This is a genomic window from Comamonas sp. DB36 (genome assembly GCF_057914905.1).
The window spans coordinates 444,347-465,409 of sequence record NZ_CP196631.1 but is presented as its reverse complement, the minus strand read 5'-3'; the positions used below and the strand labels follow the sequence as shown (position 1 = coordinate 465,409).

Sequence of the window (21,063 nt, the reverse complement as noted above, 5' to 3'; positions counted from 1 at the left end):
TCCGTGGATCGTCCGCGCCGGCGTTGCTCAGCGAATGACTTTTTGTATGACTTCGATCAGTCGATTGGGATCGAAAGGCTTGACCAGCCAGCCCGTCGCGCCCGCAGCGCGGCCCGCCTGCTTCATCTGGTCGCTGGACTCGGTGGTGAGAATCAAAATCGGCGTGTTCTTGAAACGCGGCAACTCGCGCAACTGGCGCGTCAGACCGATGCCGTCGAGGTTGGGCATGTTCTGGTCGGCAAGCACCAGATCAATCTGCTGCGCCTGTGCCTTGGCCAGGGCATCCAGACCATCCACCGCTTCCACGACGTGGTAACCCGCCCCCGAAAGGGTAAAGGCCACCATCTTGCGCATGGAAGGGGAATCATCTACGGCCAGAATTGAACGCATGTAACGAACTTTCAAATAGGGGGCGTGAAACGGGAGGATGTCAAAACAGTTCCACCGAACCGGCATCCATCTCGCTCTGGGTCACGGGGTTGGGGCGCTGGGGGGCCATTGCGGCGAGCGGTGCGCTCACTTCGTCCTCGTCCTGCCCCATGGTCTCATTCGCCAGGCGAAATGCACAGCCTTGCAGCACCCGCGTGGTGTGATTGATCAATTGACTTGCGAGGTCGTGAAACTGCAATTCGGTCACTGCCGAACGCAGGACATGGCGTGCTGCCCCAAGCTGGCCGGATTGGTCGACTCCCAAGGGATCGAGCAAGGCATTGGCCTCGTCAAAACGGGCAATCAAGTTGTCGGTCGCATGGTTGAGCAGGCCTTCGAGGCGATGGAGGTCGCGCATCACCACCAGCAGCGAGTCCTGTATATCGGCCGCCGCCATGACTGGCAGTTGGACCGCAGGCTGCCCCGACTCTGTTAGCGTTGACTGCATTGTTTTTCCAGCACCCTGCTCGGATGCAAATGCTTCATAAACCACGCTGGACGCGCCAGAGTGAACCCATCGACCGCCCTCGTGCTTGCGCACAAGGCCAGCGGCACACGGCTGGAGTGGCGCAATGAATCACGTCCTCCTCCAGCCCAGCAAACAAAAGCTTACCCGGTGTGTTCCAAGATGTATCCTATGATAGCGCTCCTATGGTCATTGAAAGCCTAGATCAAGCCCTGCATATCCTCCATATCGAGGATTCACCTGCCGACCAAGGCCTGGCCCGCATCATATTGCGACGTGCCGGGCTGGACTGCCGCATCCAGACCGTGGACACGCTGGATGCATTGCAGCAGGCGCTGCAAAGCCAGGTCTTCGACCTGATCCTGGCGGACTATCACCTGCCCGGCTTCACCGCGCTCGACGCCTGGGCGCTGGTCGCGCCACTGGCCCAGCGACCACCGTTCGTTCTGCTGTCGGGCGCGATCGGCGAAGCCGCGGCCGTCGACGTGATGCGCCTTGGCATGACCGATTTCCTGCGCAAGGAAGACATCGCCCGCCTGCCCCAGGTGCTCACGCGCGCCATGGAAGTGCATGAGGCGCGCCGCGCCAAGAAGCAGGCCATGGCCGAACTCGCGCTCTCGCAGCAGCGCCTGGCCGAGTTGACCGATCACCTCCAATCCTCGATCGAGGAGGAGCGTGCGTCGATCGCGCGCGAAATCCATGACGACATCGGCGGCTCATTGACATCCGTCAAGTTCGACCTGGCCTGGATCACGCGCAATACCCCGGCGGACCAGCCGCTGCACGCCCATGCGCTGTCGGCGCTTGAAATGCTGCAGCTCGCGCTGGGCGCAAGCCAGCGCATCATGATGAATCTGCGCCCGCCGGTGCTGGACCAGGGCCTGGTGGCCGCGGTGCAGTGGCTGGCCGAAGGCTTCGAGCGCCGCACGGGCGTCGCGGTGCAGATGCGCACCAGCAGCGCGCAGATCGCGGCCTCGCCCGAAATCCAGCTGGTCGCCTACCGCTGCGCGCAGGAAGCGATGACCAACATCGGAAAATACGCCCAGGCCAGCCGGGTGGAGATCGACCTGTCGGACCGCGAAGGCTTTCTGACCCTCGAGGTGACGGACAATGGCTGCGGTATGACGGCTGCGCAGCGCGAGAAGCCGCGCTCCTTCGGCTTGCGCGGACTGCAGGAACGCGCGCGCACCGTTGACGGCTGGCTCGATGTGAGCAGCCAGCCGGGCCGAGGAACATCCATCATTGTGTCCATACCTTTGCCATCCCACTAACATTCAGGCTGATTTCATTTCGGGAGAGTTTCTTTGATTCATGTGGTAATTTGCGATGACCATGCGATCTTGCGCCGGGGCATACGCGATACCCTGACGGAGGCTCCAGACATCACCGTCACCGCCGAGGCCTCGGGTTACTCGGAATTGCGCGAGGTGCTGCGCACCGCGACCTGCGATGTGCTGCTGCTCGATCTCAACATGCCCGGGCGCAGCGGCCTCGAAGTGCTGGCCAGCCTGCGCGAGACGCACTCGACCATCAAGGTGCTGGTGGTGTCTATGTACCCCGAAGACCAGTACGCGCTGCGCTGTCTCAAGGCCGGCGCCCAAGGCTATGCGAACAAGGCGGGCGACCCGGTGGTGCTGATCGACGCGGTGCGCGTGGTCATGCAGGGCCGTAAATATCTCACCGCCGAAGTCGCCCAGATGCTTGCCGAGAGCCTGTCGCAGCCTATGGTCGAAGTGCCGCACGAAAGCCTTTCAGAGCGCGAGTTGCAGACGCTGCTGAAAATCGCCTCGGGCAAGCGCCTGACCGATATCGCCGAGGAACTGATGCTCAGCCCCAAGACCGTGAGCGTCTACCGCGCACGCGTGCTCGAGAAGCTGCAGCTGAGCAACAACGCCGAACTCACGGTGTACGCCATTCGCAACCAGCTGGTTTGAGGGCTTGCCCCGCGGGGCGGGCATTCAGGGGACCCCCCGACTGCCTAGCTTTAAGCCCTGCGTTGCCCCTTTGACTGGACAGCGCAGGCGAGCTCAGGGCGAGCGGAAAACCAGGGGATGGGGGGCTTTTCCCCAGCGCAGCCACACGAAGTGGGCAAGCGTGGGGGCCTAGATCTGCACTCCAAAGATGTCCATGGCCCGCTGCAGCAACGCCATCAGCGGCTGCTCCAGCATAGGCAAGGTGGCGACTATGCCTATCAGACCCACGGTCAGCGTGACCGGGAAACCCACGGCATAGATGTTCATCTGCGGCGCGACGCGCGAGATGATGCCCAGCGCCAGGTTGACGAACAGCAACATGGCGATCATCGGCAGCGCGATCCAGAACGCGCTCGCAAACACCGCGCCGCCCATCTCGTAGATGCGCATCTGTGCCAGCGACTGCATGAAATTGCCGTCGACAGGGAAGGCATCGAAGCTCTTGACGACGGCCATCAGCAGCAGCAGATGGCCATTGATGACGATGAACATCAAGGTGCCGATCTGCACGAAGAAGCGCGAGATCGCGCTGATCTGGGCATTGCTGGCCGGGTCGAAGAACGAGGCGAAGTTCAGGCCCATCTGCAGGCCGATCAGTTCGCCCGCGACTTCGAGCGCGGCGAACACCAGGCGCACCGCAAAGCCTATGGCCAGGCCCACGACGATCTGCTGCACCAGCGTGCCCAGCGCGGCCGCGGAATTGACGCTGACCACGGGCTGGCCGACCAGCGTGGCCTGGGCGCAGACCGCGACCAGGAACGCCAGCCCGACCTTGGCGCGCATGGGGATGGAGCGCTGCGAGAACACCGGCGCCGCCGTGAACATGGCCAGCACGCGCACGAACGGCCACAGAACGGGCGACATCCAGGCAACGATCTGGGCTTCACTGAAAGTAATCACGGCAGGCGCAGGGAAATGAGAAGCCAGGCGTTCTAGCCCAGCGCCGCGGGAATGGATTCGATGGTGCGGCGAATGAAGTCGACCAGCGTGCTGAGCATCCAGGGCCCGGCGATCGCAAACACGGCGACGGCCGCCAGCAGCTTGGGAACGAAAGCCAGCGTGGCTTCATGCACCTGGGTCACAGCCTGGAAAATGCTCACCAGCAGGCCCACGGCCAGCACCACGCCGAGCACCGGCATGGAAATCATCAGCAGCAGCATCAATGCGTCGCGGCCGAAGGTCAGAACCATTTGCGAAGTCATGGCGGGGTCCTAAGTGGCGAAGCTCGCGGCCAGCGAGCCTATGAGCAGGTTCCAGCCGTCGGCCAGCACGAACAGCATCATCTTGAACGGCAGCGCCACGAGCACCGGCGACAGCATCATCATGCCCAGCGACATGAGAATGCTCGACACCACCATGTCGATGACCAGGAACGGAATGAAGATCATGAAGCCGATCTGGAACGCGGTCTTGAGTTCACTGGTCACGAATGCCGGCACCAGCACGCGCAGCGGCGCGGTTTCGGCCGTGACGCCGGCATCGAGCTTGGCCAGGCGCGCGAACAGCGCGAAGTCGGACTGACGCGTCTGCTTGAGCATGAAGTCGCGCATCGGCGCTTCGGCCTTGCCCACGGCTTCCTCGAAGCTCATGGTGTTCGCCGTGTAGGGCTGATAAGCTTCCTTGTACACGCGGTCCAGCGTCGGGCCCATCACGAACATCGTGAGAAACAGCGACAGGCCGACGATCACCTGGTTGGGCGGCGCCGACTGCGTGCCCAGTGCCTGGCGCAGCAGCGACAGCACGATCACGATGCGCGTGAAGCCAGTCATCATCAGCAGGATCGCGGGCAGGAACGACAGCGCCGTGAAAAACAGCAGCGTCTGGATGGGAACGGAAAAGCTGGTGCCGCCGCCCGAGCCCACGAGCAGCGGCAGCGTGCCGCCCGCACCGGGCGCGGACTGCGCCAGCGCCGCGACGGGCAGCGCGGCGGCGGCAAACAGCGCCGTCGCGGCCAGGCCGCGCAGCGCAGAGGGCTTATTCAACATGGGGAGCCTTGTCTGCGGGGGCGGCCGTCTTGGCGACGGCCATGGCCTGGGAAAATGTGGCGACATCCGCGGCCGGCGCCGGCGCGGAGCCTGTCGTCAGAACATGCAGGCAGTTGATCTGCTGCGCGGTCACGCCCAGCACCAGACGCGTCTTGTGCGCGCCTTCGCCGACTTCGACGGTCACCACGCGCTGGTGCGCGCCGACGGCCACGGCCGACAGCACGCGCGTGCTGACGTCGCCGCCACGCGCAATCGCCTGGCGCTGCTGCATGCGCTTGACCAGCCAGGGCAGCGCCGCGATCACGGCCACGAAGGCCAGCACCGCGAGCAACGTCTGGGACAGGCTGCCGCTATCCACGGCTGACACGGCGCAGACGCTCGGAAGGCGTTACGACATCGGTCAGGCGGATACCGAACTTGTCGTTCACCACCACCACCTCGCCCTGGGCGATCAGGTAGCCGTTGACCAGCACGTCCATGGGTTCGCCGGCCAGCGCATCGAGTTCGACGACCGAGCCCTGGGCCAGTTGCAGGATGTACTTGATAGGCACCTTGGTGCGGCCCAGCTCCACGGACAGCTGCACCGGGATGTCGAGCACCATGTTGATGTCGTTGACCGGCACTTCGCCGCCCGCGAAACCGGGACGCGTGGGTTCGCCGCTCAGCGGTCCGCCCTGTTCTACGTCGACCGTCTTGTCGCGCTCGTTCTGCTCCTGCAGGGCCTCGGCCCAGCCGGAGAAAGCGTCGTCGCCGGATGCATCGGTGGTGTTGTCATTTGCCATGTTTCTCTCCCATCCAATTCGCATCAGCGCCGCGCAGGCACTGCTCGATGCGGATTGCGTATTTGTCGTTGTGCGTGCCGTACTGGCACTCGAAAACCGGAACCCCGCCTATCGAGGCACGAATGCGGGGCTCGCGATCAAGTTCGATGAAATCGCCGGCCTTCATGGCCAGCAACTGTTCGACGGTTGCATCGGCGCGCGCCAGCTCGGCCACGAGCGTCACTTCGGCCGCCTGGATCTCGCGCGTCAGCACCTTGACCCAGCGGCGATCGACTTCGATCGAATCGCCCTGCGTCGAGGAATACAGCACGTCGCGGATAGGCTCCAGCGTCGCATAGGGCATGCAGATATGGATAGCGCCCGAGATGTCGCCGATTTCCAGCTGGAACGCCGTGGAGACGACGATTTCGCTGGGCGTGGCGATGTTCGCGAACTGCGGCTGCATTTCCGAGCGCTGGTAGCCCAGCTCCAGCGGATAGATGCCGTGCCAGGCCTTGCGATACTCCTCGCAGATCACGTCGACCAGGCGGTTGATCACGCGCTGCTCGGTGTGCGAGAAATCGCGGCCTTCGATGCGCGTCTGCAGTCGGCCGGTGCCGCCGTAGAGCGTGTCGATCACGCCGAACACCAGCGACGGATCGCAGACCACGAGGCCGTTGCCGCGCAGCGGGCGAATCGCCACGATGTTGAAATTGGTGGGCACCGCCAGATCGCGCAGGAAAGCGCTGTAGCGTTGCACCGCCACCGTGCCGACCGAGACTTCGGGGCTGCGGCGGATGAAATTGAACAGGCCGATGCGGAAGTTGCGCGCAAACCGTTCGTTGACGATTTCCATCGTGGGCATGCGCCCACGCACAATGCGTTCCTGGCTCGAGATGTCGTAATTGCGGACCGAGCCCGCCTCGACCTCTTCGATCGTCGACTTCTGGCTCTCTCCGGTCACGCCCTCCAAAAGGGCATCGACTTCTTCCTGGGAGAGAAATGAATCACTCATGGCAGATCCCTTGGTGGTTCACTGAATGATGAAGCTGGAGAACAGCACGCGGCGCACGGCATTTTGCTGCTGGCGGCGACGTGGACGCTCTTCTTCATCGGCCGATTCCTCGTCGGCCTCGGCACGCGGCTTGGCCGCGGCACCCAGGCCCAGCGGACGGCTGACTTCCTCGCGGATGTCGGCGGCGAGTTTTTCCTTGCCTTCGCGCGCCAGCAATTCTTCCGAAGAGCGCTGCGACACCAGCATCAGCACACCGCTGCGTATGCTGGGCAGGTATTGCTTGACCACGCCAGCGGTCTTGTCGTCCTGCAGTTCAAGCGTGATGCCCAACTGCACAAAGCGGTCACCGCCGGGATCGGCAAGGTTGACCACCATGTTTTCCAGCGGCAGGAACGTGGGCACGACGACAGCGGCGGGCGCGTTGGCATGCTCTTCACTGTCCTGGTTGCGGGAGTTGAGGAACAGGAAGGCGGCCGCGGCCAGAACGATCAGCACGACGACAATGGCGCCAATCAGAACCAGCTTGCTCTTGGCGGGTTCCTTGGCGGGGGCTGCTGCTGCTGCGGGGGGTTTGGCGGACACGTTGGGTTTCCTTGCTGTAGAAAAGCCGCCCGACACAGACGCAGGTTCGGCTCACTGATAGCACCCATTATTCCGTCTTCGGCGCCCCCGCATGGGCTGAATAGACGACAGAAACCCCGGCTTTACTGCGGCTTGGAGCCGCTTACACGAACAGATCGACGCTGCGCGCGGCATCGGGACGCGCGCGCAGATCGACCGATACCTGGGCGATCTGGCGCTGGCCGCCTTCACCTGGCGATGTCGCCGGCCGGCCCTGAGAGTCCTGGCGCGAAGCGCTGCCCTGCCCTCCGGCATCGCCGCTCTGCACCGTGACGCTGGCCAGGTTCAGGCCTTGCTGCTCGAGCATTTCGCGCAGCTGCGCGGTGCCGGCGTCGAGCATGTCGCGCGTCTGCTGCTCGCTGCTGCGGAAAGTGACATGGGCTTCGTTGCCGGTGATCGTCACCTGCACCTGGACCGGTCGGCCCTGGCGGTCTATGGTCATCTCCGCGCGCTGGGTTTTCTGCTGCACCCAGAACGCCACCTGTTCAGACAGCTGATCGGCCCAGTTGTCATCGGCTTGCGCCAGCACCGCGTCGGGCGCCGCGGCATCGGTCATTGCGGTATCGACGCTGCCGGCGTCAGCCGCGGTGTCGGCCGTGCCACCCGCGCCAGCGCCGACGGCAGAAATCGCGGCATCGCCCTGGCTAGCAGCAGCGGCCGGAGCGGGGCTACCGGCCATGGGCAAGCCCGGCATCGCCCAGGGCGTGGCCTCGGTATCCATGCGCGCCAACAGCGCGGCCAGCCCATGGGGCTGGGCGCCGCGCTCGGCGGGGTTGAGCGACAGCGTGCTGGGCTGGGCGGCGATATCGGCGGTATCGGCGATGTCGGCCGCGACCTGTGTCAGCGCCTCGCCGACGGCAACCGGCACGCCACCCCAGGCATTTCCAGCAGCCTGCGCGCCGGCCGACAGATTCGCGGCGAAGGGGCCGCGACCGGCGCCCATGGGCAGCGCAGCCTGGCGCGCGCCGCCATCGGTCTCGCCCAGATCCAGGCCCCGTCCATCACGCAGCGCGGCATCGGCCGCGCCATCCATGCGTGCCGTCTGCCCTATCAGGCTGGACAACGCGAAGGCGCCGACTTCGGGCAACCACTCGGTGGGCGTCAGCGAATCGGCAGCCAGCGCGCCGGGCGCCGGCGCCGCGGATGCCGAATCGGCCGCCGGCAGCGCCGCCGCCGATGGCAAGGCAGCCGAAGCCTGGGCCGCGGGCAGCGCAGCTTGTTCGGCGGACGGCTGCGCACCCGGCAACAGCTCGCCAGCCAGCCAGTCGGCGGGCGGCAGCTCGCCACGGGTCAGCGGATCTTCCTGCTCGGCGACCACGGCCGGCAAAACAGGCGCCGGCGTCTCGGCCACGCCCGCACCTTCGGCCATGTCTGCGAGCAGCAGCGAAAAGCCTCCCTTCGCGTCAACCGCGTCGGTGCCCGCGGCCTGGCGGGCGCCGGAATGGCGCGCCACGGCATTTGCGGGCGCTGGGCTGCTGGGGGAACGGATCGCGGTGTTTTCCATGTTCATGCTTCCTGGAACTGCATTCCAAAGGTGCGGCCGATGAATTGCAGCGCGGCGCGCTCGTCGGTCTGTTTCTGTTCGCGGCGCATCTGCGCCAGGGAAATGTCGCGCTGGCGTGCGGCCACGACTTTCTGCAGACTGGTCAGACGCAGCTCGCAGGCCATCAGCGCCTTCTGCGCGGCCTCCAGGCGTATGGCCTGGTCCTTGATGACCTTGGTCTGCAGATTGCTGGCATGCGACAGGCGTTCCATGAACTGGTACTGGTGGTACATCACTTCGGGCTGGACTGCCTGGTTTTCATGCGCTCCCCAGCGCTGCTGCATCTGCGCCGCGTAGTCCTGCAGCTGGTCCATCTGGGCCTGCGCGGCCTGGCAGGCCTGGACGCGCGCCTGCAGTGCCTGGCGCGCGTCATCGCGCTTGCGCATGGCTGCCTCGATCGCCACCATCAGTGCATTCAAAGACGACATTTCAGCCCTTCGCGTTATTGACCGAGCAGTGCCGCCATGCCCGAGATGCTCTCGTCCATGGTTGCGGCTTCAAACATGTTCTGTTGCAGGAAACTTGCCATCGCGGGCTGCAGCTTCACGGCTTCGTCGATCTGCGGATCGGAGCCGGCGACATAGGCGCCGACCTGGATCAGATCGCGGCTCTTCTGGTAGCGCGAATACACCGCACGGAAGCGCCGGGCGAGCTCGAAATGCTCGCGTGCGACCACGTTGTGCATCACGCGCGAGGCCGACTGCTCGATGTCGATTGCCGGGAAATGCCCGGTTTCGGCCAGCGCCCGCGACAGCACGATGTGGCCGTCGAGAATGGCGCGCGCCGCGTCGGCGATCGGGTCCTGCTGGTCGTCGCCTTCGGACAGCACGGTATAGAAAGCGGTGATCGAGCCCACGCCGTTGAGGCCGTTGCCGCTGCGTTCGACCAGCTGCGGCAGCTTGGCAAAGCACGACGGCGGATAGCCCTTTGTGGCGGGCGGCTCGCCTATGGCCAGTGCGATCTCGCGCTGCGCCATCGCATAGCGCGTGAGCGAATCCATCAGCAGCAGCACATGCTGGCCCTTGTCGCGGAAATGCTCGGCGATCGCCGTCGCATAGGCCGCGCCCTGCATGCGCAGCAGCGGCGGCGCATCGGCCGGCGCCGCGACGACCACGGCACGGCCGCGGTCCTCGGCGCCGAGAATGTCCTCGACGAATTCCTTGACTTCACGGCCGCGCTCGCCGATCAGGCCGACCACGATCACGTCGGCCTTGGTGTAGCGCGCCATCATGCCCAGCAGCACGCTCTTGCCCACGCCCGAGCCCGCGAACAGGCCCAGGCGCTGGCCGCGACCCACGCTCAGCAGCGCGTTCAGCGCGCGCACGCCGGTATCGAGCGGCTCGCGCACCGGGTCGCGGTCCATCGCATTGATCTGGCGCCGGTCCATGGGCTCGGCCGTGACATCGGTCACCGGGCCCGCATGGTCCAGCGGCACGCCCTGGGAATCCACGACGCGGCCGAGCAGGCCGTCGCCCATGGGCAGACGCAGCATGCCCGTGGCCAGCGACACTTCGGCCACCGGCTCGCCAAAACGCGGCATGGGCACGAAGGCCGGTGCGGGGGTGACCACCGCGCCGCTCGACAGGCCTTGAATGTCGCCCGCGGGCATCAGAAATGCTTTCTCACCGGAAAAACCAACGACTTCGGCCAGCACCGGCGCCTGGTGGGGCATCTGCACATGGCATTGCGCGCCCACGGGCACGCGCAGGCCCGAAGCCTCGAGCACCAGGCCCGTGAGGCGGCTCAGCGTGCCGCGGCTTTCCAGCGCGACGGGCTGGGCATAGCGCGCACGCGCGCCCGCGACGAAATCCTTCCAGGGGGCCAGTGCGGTCTCATTCGGCATGGCCGCCCTCGTACCAGGAAGAAACCAGACCCAGCGCGGCCACGGCACGGCGCCAGCGGCTGTCGAGACCAGCCTCGATCACCGCGCCGCCCGAATCGACGCGCACATCGCCCGCGTGCACCGACGCATCGGCGAGCCATTGCAGCTTTCCAGCAGCGCCATGCTCGGCGCGCAGCGGCGCGTCCAGCACTTCCCAGTCCACCGGATTGAGGCGCACCGTGACGGCGCGGCCTTCGGTGACCAGCATGTCCAGCGCTTCGCGCACCACGGGCAGCAAGGCCTCGGGCTTGCAGGCCAGCTCCTGGCGCACCACCTGGCGCGCGATGTCGCAGGCCAGTTGCAGCACTTCGGAAGCCATGTTCTGTTCGAGCGCCTGCAGGCTGTCTTCGCATTTTTCAACCAGCGCCTGCATGCGTTGCGCGGTTTCGCGGCCCGCACCCGAGGTGTAGCTGTCCATGCGCTGCTGCCATTCGTTCGTGGCTTCAGCACGGCCCTGGGCCAGGCCCTGGGCGCGGCCTTCGGCATGCGCCTGTTCGCGCGCTTGCTGCAGCAGGGCCTCGATTTCCGCGGCGTCCTGTTGAGGCTCGGGCGCCGCTGTGGCAGCCGGTGCGTCGATCACATCCATATCCAGGCGCTGGTCGAGGCTGCTTTCGTGCGGCAGCTTGGGCACCAGGCCGGCATCGCCGACCGCGCCGAAGCGCCACTGCACCACGGCACCAGCGTCGATTTCCTCGCTGGGGATGAAGCGGGAATTCATTCCGTTAGACATAGCTGTCTTCGGCAGCGCCGCCTATGGTGACCTGACCCTCTTCCGCAAGGCGGCGCACCACCTTGAGAATTTCCTTCTGCTGCGCTTCCACTTCGGACAGGCGCATCGGTCCGCGCGACTCGAGGTCCTCGCGCAGGGCTTCGGAGGCGCGCATAGACATGTTCGCGAGGATCTTGTCGCGCACTTCCATGGTCCCGCCCTTGAGCGCGACGATCAGTGTCTCGGAAGCCACTTCGCGCAGCACCAGCTGCAGCGAGCGGTCGTCGAGCTTGACCAGATCGTCGAACACGAACATCTTGTCCATGATCTTCTGCGCCAGGTCGACGTCGTAGTTGCGGATGGTGTCGAGCACCGCCACATCGGCGTTGCCGCCGAGCTGATTGATGATTTCGGCCGCGGTCTTGACGCCGCCCAGCGAAGTCTTGCGCACCTTGTCACCGCCAGCGAGCACCTTGAACAGCACTTCGTTGAGGTCCTTGAGCGCCGTCGGCTGAATGCCTTCGAGCGTCGCCACGCGCAGCAGCACTTCGCTGCGAAAGCGATCGGGCAACTGCATCAGCACCGCGGCCGATTGCTCGTATTCCAGGTGAACCAGGATGGCCGCGACGATCTGCGGATGCTCGCCGCGCAGCAGCTCGGCCACCGACAGCGGGTCCATCCACTTGAGACTTTCGATGCCCGAGACGTCGCCGCCCTGCAGGATACGATCGATCAGCAGCGATGCCTTGTCTTCGCCGAGCGCGCGGCGCAGCACCGAGCGCACGTAGTCGCTGGCATCGTTGACCAGCAGGCTCTGCGCCGCGGCGTCGTCGGTGAAGCGGTTGATAACGAAGTCGACTTTCTCGCGCGAGACGCCGCGCATGCGCGCAATCGTTTCGCCGAGCTTCTGTACTTCTTTGGGCGACAGGTGCTTGAACACCTCGGCCGCCTCTTCCTCGCCAAGAGACATCAGCAAGATGGCGGCGTCGTTGAGGCCTCGTTCATCCATAGGAAACTTCGTCCATGTGTGGGTTCGATCAGCTTTCGCCGTTCACCCAGGTTTTCACAATATTCGCCACGGCGATCGGGTTCTGCTTGGTCAGTTGACGCGCCTGCTCCAGACGCACCTGGCTTTCCGTCGGCGTCAGCTCGGCCACGGGTCCACCCAGCAGCGGCGGACGTTCGGGGCTTTCGGCTTCGATCGCATCGAGTTGCGCGCCCTTGGCTTCAACTTCCCGGCTCTTGAGCATCGGTCGCAGCAGGCCCAGAATCAGAATTGCGCCAAACAGGGCCAGACCCAGCGGCCAGGCCAGCGTGCGCGCCAGCTCGATCACTTCAGGCTGCTTCCACAGCGGCAGTTCGACCACAGGCACGCTGTCATCGCGGAACTTCGCGTTCATCAGGTTGACCGAGTCGCCGCGCTCCTGGCTGAAACCAATGGTTTCGCGCACCAGGGCCAGCATCTTGGCCTGCTGCTCGGCAGACAGCGCCTGCTGCACTGGCGCCTGGCCGGGCTCGGAGGTCACGGGCTGGTAGTTGACGACCACGGCAGCGGTGAGGCGCTTGATTGCACCGGTGCTGCTGCGCGTCACACGCACTGTCTTGTCGACTTCGTAATTCGTCAGCGATTCACGCTTGGCGCCGGTCGCCACGCCCTGGCCATTGGCCGCGGCGGGTGCGGGATTGGCACCGTTGACGGGAGCGGCCGCGGCCACGGGAGGCTGGTTGCTGGTCGCACCGGGCACGCCTGTGGGCTGAGCGGGCTGCTGGGCACCAGAGCTTTCGACCACCTGCTGGCTGCGCACCGCGCTGCTTTCAGGACCCTGGTTGGGGCGGTGCTGCTCGGACGTGGACTCGGTCTGGCTGAAATCCATGTCGGCCGTGACCTGGGCGCGCACGTTGTCCTTGCCGACCACGGGTTCGAGGATGTCCAGGATGCGGCGCGTGTACTGCTGCTCGATCTGCTGGGTGTACATCAGCTTCTGCACATCGACCTGGTTGCCATTGCCATCCGGCGACTGCGACAGCAGCTTGCCGGTGTCATCGAGAATGCTCACGGCCGCGGGCTGGAGTTCGGGCACGCTCGAAGCGACGAGGTGCACGATGCCCGCGATCTGCGCGCGGTCCAGGAAACGGCCGGGGTGCAGCGTCACCAGCACCGAGGCCGATGGCTTTTGCTGTTCGCGAAAAAATCCGTTCTGATTGGGCAGCGCGAGGTGCACGCGCGCGGTCTGCACCGAGGCCAGCGCCTGGATGGAGCGCGTGAGCTCGCCTTCGAGGCCGCGCTGGAAGTTCAACCGTTCCTGGAACTGGGTGATGCCGAAGCGGCTGGTTTCCATCAGCTCGAAGCCGGTCACCGAGCCCTTGGGCAGACCCTGGGTCGCGAGCTTGAGGCGCACGTCGTGCACGCGGTCGGCCGGGATCAGGATCGCGCCGCCGCCTTCGCTGTACTGATAAGGCACGTTGAGCGTGGTCAGCTGGGCGACGATGGCGCCGCCGTCCTTGTCGCTCAGGTTGGAGAACAGCACCTTGTAATCGGGCTGGCGATTGAACATCACCGCCGCGACCAGACCGACCACCACCAAAGCGGCGACGGCGCCCAGGCGCAGGCGCTGGCCTCGATCCAATGAGGACATCCGCTGTGTCCACGAAGGGCTGGCGGGAGGATTTACGACGACGGGGATTTCAGCGACTGCAGACATCTTGGTTCCAATTTGGTGAGGCCCAACAGGGAGCCTGACGTGCGACCGATTATTCGGACTTCGGGCCGGCACGTTCCGCCGATAAGGCGCGCCTTTGGGCATCTATTCCCCGAGATGAACTGCCGCTGAACCCCTACGATTCAACCCATCTCACAAACTCCCAAGGGATTTGTCATGGACCTGCGCATCAATACTTCGATTCCCTCCCTCTCCGGCACTGACCTGCCCCGCCGCGTTGCCGCAACGCCTACCTCCACTCGAGAAATCGACGGGGGCTTCACCCAGGCGCTCAAGGGCGCACTGCAGTCGGTGAGCGCCGCGCAGGAACACTCGGGCAATCTGCAACGTGAAGTGCAGCTCGAGAACCCCGCCGTGAGCCTCGAGGAGACCATGGTCGCGATCCAGAAGGCGCAGATCGGCTTCCAGGCATCGCTGCATGTGCGCAACCGCCTGGTGCAGGCCTATACCGACGTGATGAACATGCAGGTCTGACGAGCGGCACGCCGTTTTCCGCTCTCCATGCACCGCCAGCCTGCGCTGGCGGTTTTTTTGCGTCTGCTGCCAGCGCACGGCCCTCAAGCCATCGCAACAGCAGACAGCCCGCCCTGAAATGCGCTTCGACGGACTCGGGGCGAACGGAGGTGAAGGGTTTTGCCGCCGCCCGACGCGCCATAAAAAAACCCGCCATCTCGCGAGGGCGGGTTGCGGTCTGCAGGCGCCGCGCTGGCGGCAGCGTGAATTCAGTGCAGAACCTGGGGCTGGCCGTCGAACATGTGTTCGACCTGCGCGAGCCAGGGCTCGGCCAGCGTGCGGATCTGGGCGTCGTTGCGCAGGATGCGCTGCATGATCCGCGCCTTTTCACGGCGCTGCTCGGGCAGCAGTTCCTGCTCCTGGGACTGGAAGCGCAACTGCTCGATCAATACCGCACAGGCACCTTCGTAGCGCGCAACGCCTTCCCAGTCTTTCCCCCGTGCAGCCTCGAGCATCTTGAGGCTGCTGTCTTCTATGGCCTTGTAATAATCGATCAATTGCGTCCCCATCGTTAGTAACCTCCGCCGCCTGACTCCACCTGCGCCTGTCCCATTTCCTTCCAGCCTTGGGCCACGGGTTCAATCAAACCCACGACCTCTTCGACCAGAGCCAGGTCATTGCGCAAATTGGCCATCGTCAGCCGAGAAATGCAATAGTCATAGAGCGTGCCCAGGTTCACGGCGAGTTCGCCGCCTTGAACCGGGTTGAGCGCGCCCTTGAGCCCCTCTTCGAGAATGCGCACCGATTTGCCGATGTGCGTTCCCTTGTTCTCTATTTCGCCCCGCTGCAGCGCTCCGCGCGCCGCGTTCAGCGACTGCAACAGACCATCAAACAGCATCTGCACCAGTTGATGGGGCGTTGCGCCATCAATGCCGGATTGCACGCCAATTTGCCGATATGCATTGGCAGCACGGGAACTTACGGGGGTATACATGACTGGCATCCTTGTGAACTACTTGCCTTTGTTTTCGGCAGAAGTCCTCCAAAATCAAGCGAAATTTAAAAAAAATTTGCGTGTGCCTATCCGTACACCCAAACCCGATACGGAACCCGCGCGCCACCGACGCACGCAGCCCGGCCACTTCAACTCGTGGACTTGTTCCAGGACGCGACCTGCTGCGTCACATAGGCGTCCAACGCGTTCAGTGAAGCCATCTTCACGTCCAGCGCCGTGTACTGGGCCAGCAGCCGGCTTTCGAGCGTAGAGGCGCGGTTGTTCACCTTGTCCTGATCGGCACCGTTGCGCTTGAGCGAGCTCTCGAGCGAATCGGTCTTGGCGTTGAGCGTGCCTTCATATGCCAGCAGGCCGTCGGTGAACGACTTGAAGTTCACGCCTATGCCACCGTTTGCGCCCAGGCTGTCGGTCTTGGTGGCAAACAGTCCCTTGAGCGAAGATACATCGGTCAATGCCTTGGTCAGGTCGGTGTCGTTGACGGACAGATTTCCGCCCTGCTCCATCTGGATGCCGATGTCCGACAGCCGCGTGAACGCTCCGCCGCCCTTGACGACATTCATCGTCAACATGCGCAATGCGTTCTGGATGCTGACCGTCGTGCTGTCACCCTGCATCAGGCCCTTGACGCCGGTTTCCGCGTCGTACTTGGTCAGGGCACTCATCTTGTCGTTCAATGCGTTGTACGCATCGACAAAGGCCTGGATGCCTTCCTTCATGGCTTTGGTGTCCGCGGCCACGGTGATCAGCGTGGGCGAAGTCGAGACCGTCGAGACCGTGAGCGACATTCCGGGCAGTGCGTCGGTGAACGTATTGCTCGTGGACTCGACTTCCACACCGTTGAGTTCGATCTTGGCGTTCTGCGCGGCTTGCGAAACGGTGTAATAGCCAGGAGTGGCGCCGCCGATGTTGCCCAGGATGCTGCCCGGATCGCTTGCCGTGGCCGCGACCGAGAACACCGCATCCGTGCCCGTGCTCTTGGAGCGCATCATCAGCCGCTGCGTGCCGTCGGCATTGGTGATCACCGTCGCCTGCACGCCGCTGTTCTTCTCGTTGATGGCCGTGGCCAGCGTGGTCAACGTGTCCGACCCGTTCAACGTGACGTCGAAGGTCTTGGCGCCCACGGTCAGCGTGAACGTTCCTGCGCCCACCTTGGCATCCTTGGCAAAACCCACGCCCGATGCACCGTTGCCGATGACCGAGGTCTGAGACTGCGCAAGCTGCTTGACCTGCACGCTGTACGAGCCTGGCTGGGCAATGCCCGTCATGGCGCCCGAGACATTGCTGTTGCTCGCCGAGATGTTCACGCCGTTCCAGGCGCTGTCGCGCGAAAGCTTGGCAGCAGCGGTGTTCAAGGTGTCGGTCAGCGACTTGATCTCGGCATAGGTCGAGATCTTGGACGTGATCGTCTCGGCCTTGGCCTCTAGCGTCTTCAGCGGCGCCTTTTCGAGCTCGACCAACTGCGTGACGATCTTGTCGACTTCCAAACCACTGCCAATACCTACCGAAGTAATAGCCATCACAGCACTCCTGCGCAAAAGCCTGTCATCAGGCTTTCACAAAAATTTCATTGCGTCCATTCTTGCAAAGAACGCACTATTTGAAAGCGTGAAAAGAACCGTCCACCCCGGCCTGTAGCTCGCTTGGAAGGGGCCCATTGCATGGATATCGGCGAGTCCGCGCCGCACTTTAGGCATTTTTCCAAAGAAAAAAGCCCTGGCAGGCGAACCGCCCAGGGCTTTTGCTTGCCACCAGACGCCTTGCGGCGCCTGCATTGGGTCAGCGCAGCAGCGACAGAACGCTTTGCGGCAGCTGGTTGGCCTGGGCCACCATCGCCGTGCCGGCCTGCTGCAGGATCTGCGAACGCGACAGGTTGGCGGTTTCCACGGCGAAATCGGCGTCGGTGATGCGGCCCTTGGCGGCAGAGATGTTTTCGTTCTGGATGTCGATGTTCTCGACGGTCTTCTCGAAACGCGTCTGCAGCGCGCCCAGGTCGCCGCGCGCGGAGTTGACCTGGTCGATGGCCTTGTCCACCTTTTGCAGGGTTTCCCAGGCGCCGGATTGCGTGGCCACCGACAGCGCGGAGACGCCGCCGGTCTGGTCCGCTGCGGTCGTAGCGGCCACGGCACCGATGCCGGCGGCCGTGGCGGTATTCACGGCGACCGTGAAATTGCCTTCGCTCTTGAAACTCAGTGTCTGCGTTCCGGCAGCGTCCTTTTCCAGGAATGCGGTCACGCCGGTATCCGCGGTCTTGGCGTTGATCGCCGCCACGGTCTGGCCCAGACGCTCTTCGGCGGTGTCCGCGGCACCTACGGAAATGTTGACGGCGCCGCTTTTGCCGGTGACCGTGACCACGTTCGTCGTAGCGGTCAGGACGGTCGCCGTGACCAGGCTGCCGGCGGCGGCCGCGAAGTTGGCCTTGCCCAGGCCGTCGGCCGTGGCTTTCGTCACCGCGCCGACCGTGATGTTGTTGCCGGCGTTGGCGCCGACCTGGAACATCGCGCCCGAGAACGAGCCGTCCAGCAGCTTCTTGCCGTTGAACTCGGTGGTCTTGGCCACGCGGTCGATTTCCGACACCAGCTGGTTGACTTCCGACTGCATGGCTTCGCGGTCGCCGATGCTGTTGGTCGCATTGCTCGACTGCACCGCGAGTTCACGCACGCGCTGCAGCATGTCGCCCACCTTGCCCAAAGCGCCTTCAGCGGTCTGCGCCAGCGAGATACCGTCGTTGGCATTGCGCGCCGCGACCGCCAGACCCTTGGTCTGCGCGGCCATGCGCTCGGAAATGGCCAGGCCGGCCGCATCGTCCTTGGCGCTGTTGACGCGCAGGCCCGACGACAGGCGCTGCATGGACGTGCTCAGCGAGCTGCCCGACAGGCTCAGATTGCGCTGGGCGTTGATCGACGCCACATTGGTATTGATGGTCATTGCCATGGGGATCTACCTCAGAAAAAACAGACAGGCCTCCCGGCCGCGCCCTGCGCGCCGGGAGACAAAAAGCCTTAACGCAACAACGACAGAACGCTTTGCGGCAGCTGGTTGGCCTGGGCCACCATCGCCGTGCCGGCCTGCTGCAGGATCTGCGAGCGCGACAGGTTGGCGGTTTCCACGGCGAAATCGGCGTCGGTGATGCGGCCCTTGGCGGCAGAGATGTTTTCGTTCTGGATGTCGATGTTCTCGACAGTCTTCTCGAAACGCGTCTGCAGCGCGCCCAGGTCGCCACGTGCGGAGTTGACCTTGTCGATCGCGCCATCGACCTGTTGCAGAGCCTTCCAGGCGTCGGCCTGGGTTGCGACCGAGACGGTTTCCAGCGTATCGCCGGTGCCGGCGGTCAGCGTAACGGCGCCAGCGGCAAAGCCCATCGAGGCCACGGTGCCACCTGCAGTGGCAGCGAAGGTAGCCGAGACCACGGCAGCGCCGCTGCTGTTGGCTTCGGAATACAGCGCGAAGGAGCCGTCATCGTTCTTGAACGCCGTCAGGCCGGTGTCGGCAGTCTTGGCATTGATCGCCGCGATCACCTGACCGGTGCGCTCTTCCACGCTGGAAGCGGCTGCCAGGTCGCCCAGGGCAATCGCCGAGCCACCGGTCATGGTCACGGTCAGACCGGTCACGGCAATTGCCGCACCGGCGGTGGTGATGGTGCCCGAATCCGCCGAGCTCGAGTAGGTCAAGTCGCCCATGCCCGCAGCCGTGGCCTTGCCGATCGAGCCGACGGTGATGTTGTTGCCGGCGTTGGCGCCGACCTGGAACATCGCGCCCGAGAACGAGCCGTCCAGCAGCTTCTTGCCGTTGAACTCGGTGGTCTTGGCCACGCGGTCGATTTCCGACACCAGTTGCGAGACTTCCGACTGCATCGCATCGCGGTCGCTCTGGCTGTTGGTCGCGTTGCTCGACTGCACGGCCAGTTCGCGCACGCGCTGCAGCATGTCGCCCACCTTGCCCAGCGCGCCTTCGGCGGTCTGCGCCAGCGAGATGCCGTCGTTGGCATTGCGTGCGGCCACCGCCAGACCCTTGGTCTGCGCGGCCATGCGCTCGGAAATGGCCAGGCCGGCCGCATCGTCCTTGGCGCTGTTGACGCGCAGGCCCGACGACAGGCGCTGCATGGACGTGCTCAGCGAGCTGCCCGACAGGCCCAGGTTGCGCTGGGCGTTGATCGACGCCACATTGGTATTGATGGTCATTGCCATGGTGTTCTACCTCAGAAAAAACAGACAAAGCCCCCGGCCGCACAGTGCACGCCGGGAGACAAAAGGCCTTAGCGCAGCAGCGACAGAACGCTTTGCGGCAGCTGGTTGGCCTGGGCCACCATCGCCGTGCCGGCCTGCTGCAGGATCTGCGAGCGCGACAGGTTGGCGGTTTCCACGGCGAAATCGGCGTCGGTGATGCGGCCCTTGGCGGCCGAGATGTTTTCGTTCTGGATGTCGATGTTCTCGACGGTCTTCTCGAAACGTGTCTGCAGCGCGCCCAGGTCGCCGCGCGCGGAGTTGACCTGATCGATCGCGCTGTCGACCTGCTTCAAGGCCTTCCAGGCACCCGATTGCGAGCCGATGTCGATGCCGTCAATGCCCTTTTCATTGGTCGCCGCCGCAGCGGCAATATCCAGATCGGTGCCATCGATGCCTGTGGTGGCTGCGGTGAAGCCAACGAATTCCACGGACAGCGCGTCACCCGTCGCGGCGTCGACCTGGTCGGACAGGATTTCCACCGTGAATTCCTTGGTGGCAGCGTCCTGCGTCAGAAACGCCGTCACGCCGGTGTCCGCGGTCTTGGCATTGATCGCCGCGACCACCTGGCCCATGCGCTCCTCGGCCGAACTGGCTTCGCCGAGCTTGCCAAGGTCGATGGCCGTGCCCCCATCGATTGCGATCGTCAGGGTGTTGGCCGCGATCTCGGTGAGCGTGATCATGTCGGCAGGGTCCACATCGACGGTGGACGTGGCATAGGAAATGTCGCTCAGGCCCTTGGCCGAGGCGTTCGCGACGCTGCCCAGCGTGATGTTGTCGCCCGCATTCGCGCCGACCTGGAACATCGCGCCGGAGAACGAGCCGTCCAGCAGCTTCTTGCCGTTGAACTCGGTGGTTTTGGCCACGCGGTCGATTTCCGACACCAGTTGCGAGACTTCCGACTGCATCGCGTCGCGGTCGCTCTGGCTGTTGGTGGCGTTGCTCGACTGCACGGCCAGTTCGCGCACGCGCTGCAGCATGTCGCCCACCTTGCCCAGCGCGCCTTCAGCGGTCTGCGCCAGCGAGATGCCGTCGTTGGCATTGCGCGCCGCGACCGTCAGACCCTTGGTCTGCGCGGCCATGCGCTCGGAAATGGCCAGGCCGGCCGCATCGTCCTTGGCGCTGTTGACGCGCAGGCCCGACGACAGGCGCTGCATGGACGTGCTCAGCGAGCTGCCCGACAGGCCCAGGTTGCGCTGGGCGTTGATCGACGCCACATTGGTATTGATGGTCATTGCCATGTTGATCTACCTTTAGAGAAACAGAAACAT

General features: G+C 64.4%; 24 protein-coding genes. 3 read left to right on the top strand and 21 right to left on the bottom strand.

Annotated features, from left to right (window positions below; all coding sequences use genetic code 11):
- Nucleotides 1-27 precede the first annotated feature (27 nt).
- Both ACSVDO_RS02210 and ACSVDO_RS02205 read right to left on the bottom strand, forming a co-directional pair.
- Nucleotides 28-390, bottom strand: coding sequence for a response regulator (locus ACSVDO_RS02210; protein ID WP_159917589.1), 363 nt, complete (start codon nucleotides 388-390; stop codon nucleotides 28-30).
- Between the two features lie 40 nt (nucleotides 391-430).
- Nucleotides 431-877, bottom strand: coding sequence for a hypothetical protein (locus tag ACSVDO_RS02205; protein WP_332539027.1), 447 nt, complete (start codon nucleotides 875-877; stop codon nucleotides 431-433).
- Nucleotides 878-1,080: 203 nt separating this feature from the next.
- Here ACSVDO_RS02205 and ACSVDO_RS02200 point away from each other — a divergent pair, with 203 nt between their 5' ends.
- Both ACSVDO_RS02200 and ACSVDO_RS02195 read left to right on the top strand, forming a co-directional pair.
- Nucleotides 1,081-2,166 (top strand): hybrid sensor histidine kinase/response regulator, encoded by a 1,086-nt coding sequence (locus ACSVDO_RS02200; protein ID WP_332539016.1) that lies wholly within the window; start codon nucleotides 1,081-1,083, stop codon nucleotides 2,164-2,166.
- Nucleotides 2,167-2,199: 33 nt separating this feature from the next.
- Complete coding sequence (locus ACSVDO_RS02195) at nucleotides 2,200-2,829, top strand: response regulator transcription factor (protein ID WP_332539015.1); 630 nt, start codon at nucleotides 2,200-2,202, stop codon at nucleotides 2,827-2,829.
- Nucleotides 2,830-2,997: 168 nt separating this feature from the next.
- On the opposite strand, the gene fliR is transcribed toward ACSVDO_RS02195, so the two are convergent.
- The 13 genes from fliR to fliF all read right to left on the bottom strand — a co-directional run bounded on the left by fliR (nucleotide 2,998) and on the right by fliF (nucleotide 14,086).
- Nucleotides 2,998-3,768, bottom strand: a complete 771-nt coding sequence (gene fliR / locus ACSVDO_RS02190) for a flagellar biosynthetic protein FliR (RefSeq protein ID WP_332539013.1) — start codon at nucleotides 3,766-3,768, stop codon at nucleotides 2,998-3,000.
- A 32-nt stretch (nucleotides 3,769-3,800) separates the two neighbouring features.
- Complete coding sequence (fliQ, locus tag ACSVDO_RS02185) at nucleotides 3,801-4,070, bottom strand: flagellar biosynthesis protein FliQ (RefSeq protein WP_332539012.1); 270 nt, start codon at nucleotides 4,068-4,070, stop codon at nucleotides 3,801-3,803.
- Between the two features lie 9 nt (nucleotides 4,071-4,079).
- The gene (gene fliP, locus ACSVDO_RS02180; protein WP_332539011.1) at nucleotides 4,080-4,853 is read right to left on the bottom strand and encodes a flagellar type III secretion system pore protein FliP; all 774 of its coding nucleotides are present in this window, start codon (nucleotides 4,851-4,853) and stop codon (nucleotides 4,080-4,082) included.
- Entirely contained in the window at nucleotides 4,843-5,211 is a 369-nt protein-coding gene (locus ACSVDO_RS02175; RefSeq protein WP_489596309.1) for a FliO/MopB family protein, read from the bottom strand. The genes fliP and ACSVDO_RS02175 overlap by 11 nt, the downstream gene beginning before the upstream one ends.
- Nucleotides 5,204-5,635 (bottom strand): flagellar motor switch protein FliN, encoded by a 432-nt coding sequence (gene fliN, locus ACSVDO_RS02170; RefSeq protein WP_489594755.1) that lies wholly within the window; start codon nucleotides 5,633-5,635, stop codon nucleotides 5,204-5,206. Before fliN ends, ACSVDO_RS02175 begins: the two co-directional genes overlap by 8 nt.
- Entirely contained in the window at nucleotides 5,625-6,629 is a 1,005-nt protein-coding gene (fliM, locus tag ACSVDO_RS02165; protein ID WP_332539007.1) for a flagellar motor switch protein FliM, read from the bottom strand. The genes fliN and fliM overlap by 11 nt, the downstream gene beginning before the upstream one ends.
- A gap of 18 nt (nucleotides 6,630-6,647) precedes the next feature.
- Nucleotides 6,648-7,211 (bottom strand): flagellar basal body-associated FliL family protein, encoded by a 564-nt coding sequence (locus ACSVDO_RS02160; protein ID WP_332539005.1) that lies wholly within the window; start codon nucleotides 7,209-7,211, stop codon nucleotides 6,648-6,650.
- Nucleotides 7,212-7,353: 142 nt separating this feature from the next.
- A complete protein-coding gene (locus ACSVDO_RS02155; RefSeq protein ID WP_489594754.1) occupies nucleotides 7,354-8,754 on the bottom strand; it encodes a flagellar hook-length control protein FliK in 1,401 nt (466 codons plus the stop codon).
- Nucleotides 8,755-8,756: 2 nt separating this feature from the next.
- A complete protein-coding gene (locus tag ACSVDO_RS02150) occupies nucleotides 8,757-9,221 on the bottom strand; it encodes a flagellar export protein FliJ (RefSeq protein ID WP_332539003.1) in 465 nt (154 codons plus the stop codon).
- A 14-nt stretch (nucleotides 9,222-9,235) separates the two neighbouring features.
- Nucleotides 9,236-10,636 (bottom strand): flagellar protein export ATPase FliI, encoded by a 1,401-nt coding sequence (gene fliI / locus ACSVDO_RS02145; protein ID WP_489594753.1) that lies wholly within the window; start codon nucleotides 10,634-10,636, stop codon nucleotides 9,236-9,238.
- Nucleotides 10,626-11,405, bottom strand: coding sequence for a FliH/SctL family protein (locus tag ACSVDO_RS02140; RefSeq protein WP_332539001.1), 780 nt, complete (start codon nucleotides 11,403-11,405; stop codon nucleotides 10,626-10,628). The genes fliI and ACSVDO_RS02140 overlap by 11 nt, the downstream gene beginning before the upstream one ends.
- A complete protein-coding gene (gene fliG / locus ACSVDO_RS02135; protein WP_332539000.1) occupies nucleotides 11,398-12,393 on the bottom strand; it encodes a flagellar motor switch protein FliG in 996 nt (331 codons plus the stop codon). The genes ACSVDO_RS02140 and fliG overlap by 8 nt, the downstream gene beginning before the upstream one ends.
- Nucleotides 12,394-12,421: 28 nt before the next feature.
- Complete coding sequence (gene fliF, locus ACSVDO_RS02130; protein WP_489594752.1) at nucleotides 12,422-14,086, bottom strand: flagellar basal-body MS-ring/collar protein FliF; 1,665 nt, start codon at nucleotides 14,084-14,086, stop codon at nucleotides 12,422-12,424.
- 174 nt (nucleotides 14,087-14,260) lie between these two features.
- Between fliF and fliE the strand changes: the two genes are divergently transcribed.
- Nucleotides 14,261-14,578, top strand: coding sequence for a flagellar hook-basal body complex protein FliE (gene fliE / locus ACSVDO_RS02125; protein ID WP_213306313.1), 318 nt, complete (start codon nucleotides 14,261-14,263; stop codon nucleotides 14,576-14,578).
- Nucleotides 14,579-14,826: 248 nt separating this feature from the next.
- Here fliE and ACSVDO_RS02120 read toward each other — a convergent pair whose 3' ends face one another.
- The 6 genes from ACSVDO_RS02120 to ACSVDO_RS02095 form a co-directional block, all read right to left on the bottom strand.
- Nucleotides 14,827-15,126, bottom strand: coding sequence for a flagellar protein FliT (locus ACSVDO_RS02120; protein ID WP_213306316.1), 300 nt, complete (start codon nucleotides 15,124-15,126; stop codon nucleotides 14,827-14,829).
- Between the two features lie 2 nt (nucleotides 15,127-15,128).
- Nucleotides 15,129-15,551: a flagellar export chaperone FliS gene (fliS, locus tag ACSVDO_RS02115; protein WP_489594751.1), complete on the bottom strand. Its 423-nt coding sequence runs from the start codon at nucleotides 15,549-15,551 to the stop codon at nucleotides 15,129-15,131.
- Nucleotides 15,552-15,700: 149 nt separating this feature from the next.
- Nucleotides 15,701-17,089 (bottom strand): flagellar filament capping protein FliD, encoded by a 1,389-nt coding sequence (gene fliD / locus ACSVDO_RS02110; protein ID WP_489594750.1) that lies wholly within the window; start codon nucleotides 17,087-17,089, stop codon nucleotides 15,701-15,703.
- A 259-nt stretch (nucleotides 17,090-17,348) separates the two neighbouring features.
- The gene (locus tag ACSVDO_RS02105; RefSeq protein ID WP_489594749.1) at nucleotides 17,349-18,503 is read right to left on the bottom strand and encodes a flagellin N-terminal helical domain-containing protein; all 1,155 of its coding nucleotides are present in this window, start codon (nucleotides 18,501-18,503) and stop codon (nucleotides 17,349-17,351) included.
- Between the two features lie 68 nt (nucleotides 18,504-18,571).
- Complete coding sequence (locus ACSVDO_RS02100; protein WP_489594748.1) at nucleotides 18,572-19,756, bottom strand: flagellin; 1,185 nt, start codon at nucleotides 19,754-19,756, stop codon at nucleotides 18,572-18,574.
- A 68-nt stretch (nucleotides 19,757-19,824) separates the two neighbouring features.
- Nucleotides 19,825-21,033 carry a flagellin N-terminal helical domain-containing protein gene (locus ACSVDO_RS02095; RefSeq protein ID WP_489594747.1) on the bottom strand — a complete coding sequence of 403 codons (1,209 nt, stop codon included), beginning with the start codon at nucleotides 21,031-21,033 and terminating at the stop codon, nucleotides 19,825-19,827.
- Nucleotides 21,034-21,063: the final 30 nt, after the last annotated feature.